5 protein-coding genes are annotated in these 8,285 nt (G+C 35.1%); 4 read left to right on the top strand and 1 reads right to left on the bottom strand.

All coding sequences use genetic code 11. The features are described from left to right. The 3 genes from LUU93_RS12585 to LUU93_RS12595 form a co-directional block, all read left to right on the top strand. Nucleotides 1-4,496 (top strand): T9SS type B sorting domain-containing protein (locus LUU93_RS12585; RefSeq protein ID WP_232681474.1); only part of this gene is annotated, 4,496 nt, incomplete at its 5' end. Between the two features lie 46 nt (nt 4,497-4,542). Then, nucleotides 4,543-5,454: a PorP/SprF family type IX secretion system membrane protein gene (locus LUU93_RS12590; RefSeq protein WP_232681475.1), complete on the top strand. Its 912-nt coding sequence runs from the start codon at nt 4,543-4,545 to the stop codon at nt 5,452-5,454. A 15-nt stretch (nt 5,455-5,469) separates the two neighbouring features. Further along, nucleotides 5,470-7,467 carry an OmpA family protein gene (locus LUU93_RS12595; RefSeq protein ID WP_232681476.1) on the top strand — a complete coding sequence of 666 codons (1,998 nt, stop codon included), beginning with the start codon at nt 5,470-5,472 and terminating at the stop codon, nt 7,465-7,467. Between the two features lie 50 nt (nt 7,468-7,517). Here the strand turns inward: LUU93_RS12595 and LUU93_RS12600 are convergent, their stop codons facing one another. Continuing rightward, entirely contained in the window at nt 7,518-7,856 is a 339-nt protein-coding gene (locus tag LUU93_RS12600) for a hypothetical protein (protein ID WP_232681477.1), read from the bottom strand. Nucleotides 7,857-7,945: 89 nt separating this feature from the next. Between LUU93_RS12600 and LUU93_RS12605 the strand changes: the two genes are divergently transcribed. Continuing rightward, a complete protein-coding gene (locus LUU93_RS12605) occupies nt 7,946-8,188 on the top strand; it encodes a helix-turn-helix domain-containing protein (protein ID WP_053471670.1) in 243 nt (80 codons plus the stop codon). The last annotated feature ends 97 nt before the right edge of the window (nt 8,189-8,285 follow it).

Raw genomic sequence — 8,285 nt, forward strand, 5'->3', positions numbered from 1 at the left:
ATGATGCTTCGAATACCTATACGATAAACCCTTCGGCAGGTGTTTCCCAGTCGGGGGATACTGTAACGGCACCGGCAGGAAGCTATACGGTAACGGCTTCAGCAAACGGCTGCACTTCGGGTGCATCTCCGGCAGCGGTAATTTCAGAATATATTTGTGCTGAAGATGATACACCTTTATCAGTTAATGGTTTAGTTGGAGGATCAATTTCAACTATTTTTGCCAATGATAAAATTAATGGAGTATCTTTTCTTCCAGCAGATGTTGTTTTGACAATAGGTACTCTTCCAACAGGAATTACTTTTAATTCTAATGGAACGATAGATGTAGCTCCAAATACAGCTGTAGGAACACATGTAATTATTTATACGATTTGTAAGTCAACGAATACTAGCATTTGTGATTCAGCTACAGTAACGGTTATAATAACAGTCCCGGTTATCGATGCAGTTACTGAAACTGCAGCTGCGATCAACGGAAACACAGGAGGTACGACAGCAGCTTTAACGGCTAATGATACTTTAAATGGAAACCCGGTTGTCATTGGTACAGCGCAAGGAAACGTAAGATTAACAGCAGTAAATGTTCCATCAGGGTTAACCTTAAATGCAGACGGAACTGTTACTGTTGCAGCAAACACACCGGCAGGTACTTACGATGTTGAATACAGCATCTGTGAGGTTACAAACCCGGCAAACTGTGATGCTGTAATCTCAAAAGTTGTGGTAAGCGCAGGAACACTTGCAGCTAATCCAGATACTATTGGATCAGTTACAGCAGGAAATACAGCTCAGACATTACCATTAAATGTATTTGATAACGATACTAAAAACGGAACAGCACTAGTTCCATCAGATGTAAATCTGACTACAGCTGCTGCAGACCCGACAGGATATTTAATTTTAAACCCAGACGGAAGTTTAACCCTAGGTGCTGATGCTCCGGCAGGTACTTATCAATTGACTTATACAATCTGTGAAAAACTAAACCCAACAAACTGCAGTTCAAACACAGTAAGTGTAACGGTAGGGACACCGGTTATCGATGCAGTTACTGAAACTGCAGCTGCGATCAACGGAAACACAGGAGGTACGACAGCAGCTTTAACGGCTAATGATACTTTAAATGGAAACCCGGTTGTAATAGGTACAACGCAAGGAAACGTAACATTAACAGCAGTAAATGTTCCATTAGGCTTAACATTAAACGCAGACGGAACAGTAACAGTTGCAGCAAACACAGCAGCAGGAACTTATGATGTTGAATACCGCATTTGTGAGGTTACAAACCCATCAAATTGCGATGCAGTAATCTCTAAAGTTGTGGTAAGTGCAGGAACACTTGCTGCAAACCCTGATATTATTGGATCGGTTACAGCAGGAAACACACCTCAGACATTACCATTAAATGTATTTGATAACGATACTAAAAACGGAACAGCACTAGTTCCATCAGATGTAAATCTGACTACAGCTGCTGCAGACCCGACAGGATATTTAGTTTTAAATCCAGACGGAAGCTTAACACTAGGGGCTAATGCTCCGGCAGGCACTTATCAATTGACTTATACAATCTGTGAGAAACTAAACCCATCAAACTGCAGTTCAAATACAGTAAGTGTAATAACAGTAGGGACACCGGTTATCGATGCAGTTACCGAAACTACGGCATCTATAAACGGAAACACAGGAGGTACGACAGCAGCTTTAACGGCTAATGATACTTTAAACGGAAACCCGGTTGTCATTGGTACGGCACAAGGAAACGTAACATTAACAGCAGTAAATGTTCCATCAGGGTTAACCTTAAATGCAGACGGAACTGTTACTGTTGCAGCAAACACACCGGCAGGTACTTACGATGTAGAATACCGTATCTGTGAGGTTACGAACCCAACAAACTGTAATGCAGTAATCTCAAAAGTTATGGTAAGCGCAGGAACACTTCTTGCTAATCCAGATACTATAGGATCAGTTACAGCAGGAAATACAGCTCAGACATTACCATTAAATGTATTTGATAACGATACTAAAAACGGAACAGCACTAGTTCCATCAGATGTAAATCTGACTACAACTATTGCAGATCCAACAGGATATTTAATTTTAAACCCAGACGGAAGTTTAACCCTAGGTGCTGATGCTCCGGCAGGTACTTATCAATTGACTTATACAATCTGTGAGAAACTAAATCCATCAAACTGCAGTTCAAACACAGTAAGTGTAACGGTAGGGACACCGGTTATCAATGCAGTTACAGAAACAACAACATCTATAAACGGAAACACAGGAGGAACAACAGTTTCATTAACAGCTAACGATATTTTAAATGGAAACCCGGTTGTAATCGGCAGTTCAGCCGGACAGGTAACATTAACAGCAGTCAGCGTTCCATCAGGCTTAACCTTAAATGCAGACGGAACAGTAACAGTTGCACCAAACACAGCAGCAGGAACTTATGATGTTGAATACCGCATTTGTGAGGTTACGAACCCATCAAATTGCGATGCAGTAATCTCTAAAGTTGTGGTAATTAGCGGGGTGCAATTACAAGCGATTGATGATATAGTTGGATCAGTAGTTGGAATAAATCAGCCTCAAACCATTATAAATGTTTTTGATAATGATACTAACAACGGATTACCAGTTGTAGTAAATGATATAAATCTTTCTATAGTAACTCCAGATCCAACAGGATTCTTAACATTAAATCCTGACGGGACAGTTACATTGGGAGCAAATGCACCAAGAGGAACTTATGAATTGACTTATCAGATTTGTGAAAAGTTGAACCCAACAAACTGTAGTTCAGCTTCGATTAAAGTAACTGTTGATGAACCAACAATGACTGTAACAGCAAGCAGCTACTGTTCTAATAACGTTCCTTATGTGTCATACAATATTGTTGCAGATAATTTTACACCTACTAATTTATTAACAATTCAATGGGTTGATAGTGCAAATAATGTAGTTGCGACTCAAACTAATTTACCATTAAACGGAAATATTTTATGGCCGGGTGCAGTTATAGATGGCAGTGGAAATGGAATAGACTGGCCGGGATGGTTAAATAAAAATGGTCAATGGATAGAAGGGGCTGATGGATTTGAGAAAACGAGACCAGACGTTACAATGGTATTCTCATTAAACCCAACAGCCAGCATTCATGTAAATTATCCGGCAGCTACAGCAGATTGTAATGCAAGACCAACTTTTACTATCAAAGCAAATAATGATACTGCAGGCTCAATAGATATTAGCAAAGGAACCAGCACAGGAATAAATGTTTTTGATAATGACACACAAAACGGATCAGCTGTTATTCCAGCAAATGTAACTTTAAGTACAGTTGTTCCAAATACTCATTTAGTTTTAAATGCAGATGGTACTGTTGATATTAAACCCGGAACACAAACAGGAATTTATCAATTGACATATCAAATATGTGATGTTTCAAGTTCGTCTAATTGCAGCCAGGCAGTTGTAAGCGTTGAAGTTCTGAATACAACTATTCCAGTTACGCCATCAACACCAATTACAGCTAACAATGATGGAGAAATTGCGGTTGACGGAATTAATGGTTCACTAGAATTTATAAATGTTTTAGATAATGATTTATTAAACGGAACTGCAATTAATTCTGCAGATGTTACTATCTCAAACACATCTGGTAATACAAATTTTGAATTTAATGCTGACGGAACCGTAAATGTAAAACCAAATACACCAGCAGGAACTTATCAAATTGCGTATGAAATTTGTGAAAAAGCAGCGACCAGAAATTGCAGTTCAGCAGTATTATCAGTTTTTGTTGAAGTTCCAGGAATCGCAATTGTTAAAACAGCGGTATTTAATGACGATAACAATAACAAAATTGCAAATGCAGGCGAAACAATTACGTACAAATTTGTAGTAACAAACACAGGAAATGTACCATTAACAGGAATCACAATTACAGATCCGCTGCCAGGAGTAATCGTTTCAGGACAGGCTATTGATTTAGCTGTCGGCGAATCAAACGATACTAATTTCAGTGCTCTTTATAAAATAACACAAACCGATATTAATAACGGAACGGTAACGAATCAGGCAAGTGTTAAAGGAAGCAGTGCAAAAGGAGTAGTGGTAGAAGATATTTCAGATAATTCAGGTATCGATGGAGATAAACCTACAGTGATAACATTAAATGGCTGTGAGATCAATGTTATAAATGCTTTATCTCCAAATGGAGATCAGAAAAACGAACGATTCTATATTCAGGGATTAGAATGTTATCCGGATAATACAGTAGAAATTTACAATCGCTGGGGTGTTTTGGTTTTCGAAAAGGACGCATATAATAATGAAGACAGAGTATTTAAAGGATATTCAGAAGGGCGTACAACTATGAAACAATCAGAAGGATTGCCAGTAGGAACCTATTTCTATATTCTAAAATATAAAGACAGCGGTTCAAACCCTCACGAAAAATCAGGTTATTTATATATCAATAAATAAAATTACAAACGGCTTAGTAAGCTAAGCCGTTTTAAAACTCTTATAAATGAAAAAATTAGGCTTAATTTTCATGTTTTTTACAATTGTGTGCTCAGCTCAGCAAGATTCTCAATTCACACAATATATGTATAATACAATCGAAATCAATCCGGCATACGCAGGTTCACGCGGCGTATTAAGTGCTTTCGGTTTATATCGTACACAATGGATTGGTCTTGACGGAGCACCGGAAACAAGTACTTTTTCAGTAAATACACCTTTAAATAATAGTAATTTAGGATTAGGAGTTTCGCTGGTAAATGATAAAATCGGACCAACGAATGAAAATACTTTGTCGGCAGATTTGTCTTATAGTGTTCCAACTTCTGAATCATTTCAGCTTTCATTTGGTATTAAAGCCACAGCAAATCTTTTCAATCTTGATAAAAGTAAATTAAGTTATGAAGATCAAAATGATGAGATGTTTCAGGATTTAAGAAACAAGTTTACACCAAATATTGGAGCCGGAATTTACTGGCATTCAGATCGTGCCTACTTAGGATTATCAGTTCCAAATTTTATCGAAACAAATAGATACGATGATAACGATGTTGCTGTTTTCAAAGAAAAAATAAACTACTATTTCATGGCAGGTTATGTGTTCAATTTAGATCGTTTAGAGTACATAAAATTTAAACCGGCATTATTGACAAAAATGGTAGAAGGAGCTCCTTTACAGGTAGATGTTTCAGGAAATTTTATGTTTAATGACAAGTTTGTTGTTGGTCTTGCATACCGTTGGAGCGCTTCTGTAAGTGCTATGGCTGGTTTTCAGGTTACGAAAGGAATGTATATAGGATACGGTTATGATCATGAGACAACAAATTTAAGAAGATACAATTCGGGATCACATGAGATTTTCCTTCGTTTTGATTTCTTTAATAACTACAGCAAACTTACTTCACCAAGATTCTTTTAATATTTAAATACGAAGATGAAAAAACTAATTTATTTCTTTTTGTTCTTTTGCTATTTCTTCAATGCAAATGCTCAAACCGCCAGTATAAATAATGCAGATAAAAAATATGATAATTACGCTTACGCGGATGCTATAAAGGCTTATGAAAACTTAGTAAAAAAAGGAGTTAAAGAAGAAAGAATATTTCAAAGACTTGGCAATTCCTATTATTTCATAGGAGAATTAGAAGAAGCCCTAAATTACTATCAGGAATTATTTAATTTAAATGAAAATCAAGAAGCCGAGTATATGTACAAGTATGCCCAATGCTTAAAATCAATTGGGAGTTATCGTAAAGCAGATGAAGTTTTAGAAAAATTCAGCCAAAAAGTACCTTTAGATAAAAGAGCAGTTTTGTTTTTAAAGAACAAAAATTATTTAGAAGATATTAAAGCAAATTCTGGACGATTTGATATTGCCGATGCCGGAGTTAACTCAAAAGATTCAGATTACGGAAGCACGATTTTAGACAATAAATTAGTATTTACATCTGCAAGAGATACAGGAGCCATAATCAAAAAGAATTTTAAATGGACAAATAAAGCCATCTCGACATTATATACAGTTGAATTAAATCCTGATGGCAGTATCGAAAAACCAGTACTATTTCATAAAAAGAATTTAAAAGTAAACTTAAATCAATCTACTCCGGTTTTTACAAAAGACGGACAAACAATGTATTTTACCAGAAACAATTCTGTAGACGGTAAAAGAAGACAAAATGAAAATAACATTACGTTTTTAAAACTTTATAAAGCAGTTTTAATTGATAACGAATGGAAAGAAGTTAAGGAACTTCCGTTCAATAGTGACGAATACAGCGTGGCACATCCAGCCTTAAGCACTGATGGAAAAACATTGTATTTTGCGTCAGATATGCCAGGAACACTAGGGCTTTCTGATATATTTAAAGTAAGTATAGCTGCCGACGGAACTTTTGGAACACCAGAAAATTTAGGACCTGAAATTAATACAGAAGGAAGAGAAACGTTTCCTTTTATTTCTGATGAAAACGAACTTTATTTTGCCAGTGATGGAAGACCTGGTTTAGGCGGACTTGATATTTATGTTTCAAAAATAAACAAAGAAGGTTTATTTGATGAAGTACAAAATGTTGGAGAACCAATAAACAGCATGCAGGACGATTTTGCTTTTATAATTAATAGTAAAAACAGAAATGGTTTTTTCTCTTCAAATAGGGTAAATGGCCAAGGACTTGATGATATTTACAGATTTACAGAAAACCGCAGATTAATTTGCGAACAGCAGTTATCAGGAACAATTACAGATCAGGAAACAAACGAAATACTTTCAAATGTTTCATTGGTTTTGTTTGATGAAGCTGGTAAATCTGCAGTTGAGACAAAATCAGATGCAAACGGAAATTATGTTTTTTCGAATGTAAGATGCGGAAAAAAATATTTTATTAAAACTTCAAAAGAAGATTATTTGTTTAAAGAAGTTTCTGTAACGCTAAAAAAAGCTACAGGCTCAACTTCTCTACAAATCGCTTTAGAAAAGAAACCAAAACCAATAGTAAGAGCAATGCCGGTTGTAATAAAAGGAAACTCTATTAAACCAGTTAAAGTTAACATTACAATAGGAACCGATTTGGTAAAACTTTTAAATATCCCAATGAACTTTTTCGATTTAGGTAAAGCAACAATTAAAAAAGAATCTGAGCCTAAACTGCAAAAAATTGTTGATATGTTAAAACAATATCCAACTATAAAAATAGATATTCGTTCGCATACAGACAGTCGTTCATCATCAGAAAGCAATCAGATTTTATCAGATAAAAGAGCACAGTCTTCTAAAAGCTGGCTGGAACAAAGAGGAATTGATGGAAGCCGCTTAACTGCAAAAGGATACGGAGAAACTCAACTGGTAAATAATTGTGCCGATGGTGTAAAATGTACCGAGAAAGAACATCAGCAAAACAGACGAAGCGAATTTATAATTACAAGTATGTAATTTTATAATATAACAAAAGCCCTTTTCAAATCCAGAAAAGGGCTTTTTATTTATGAATTGATATTGTTATTTTTCGGAATAAACATATCGCTTATTTCACTTAAAAACTCAAATTCATCTAGAGGAAACATTTCTAAAACCATTTCTAAAATCAGAGACACATTCACGGGATTTTTGTTTGTTTCCGAAATTTTATCTGCTTGTTGGTCTAATGTCAAAATGCACATTTTTAGTATATCGGTTATAACGCAGCCAAGTTCATAATAATTTACAAATTTAATCTGAGAAACATTATTTTCTGTTTTGTCCTCAGGGGATTTTAAGGCTCGGAAATATCTGGCGGTTAATTTTTCTAATTGCTCTAATTTTTTAATTTCATTTGTTTCCATATAATATGTTTTCAGCAAATGTAATATTATATTTCAAACACGACATATATGTCGTAGTTATTTTTTTCACAGTTTAATAGATTTGATTTGTGGAAAAAAATAAATACGAGTTAGAGATTATTAAATTAGGTTTATTAATCAAGGAACTCAGAGGAAAAGAAAAGATTACACAAGAACAATTGTCAACATTATGTAATGTTGATGTAAGAACTATTCAAAGAATTGAAAAAGGAAAACAAAACATTACCATTAGTTTACTTTTTTCATTAGCTGATTCATTGAAAATAGAATCAAGTGTATTAATAGGTAAAATATTTTCTGAAAATCCATAATAAATCAATTAGACTTCCAAATTAAAACTCTTAATATAATCCCTACGGGATATTTTTGGGTTGGGATTTCTTTATTTTCTACCGATATTTAACTCCT

This window comes from Flavobacterium soyae, assembly GCF_021245985.1.
GTDB classification, from domain to species: Bacteria; Bacteroidota; Bacteroidia; order Flavobacteriales; family Flavobacteriaceae; genus Flavobacterium; species Flavobacterium soyae.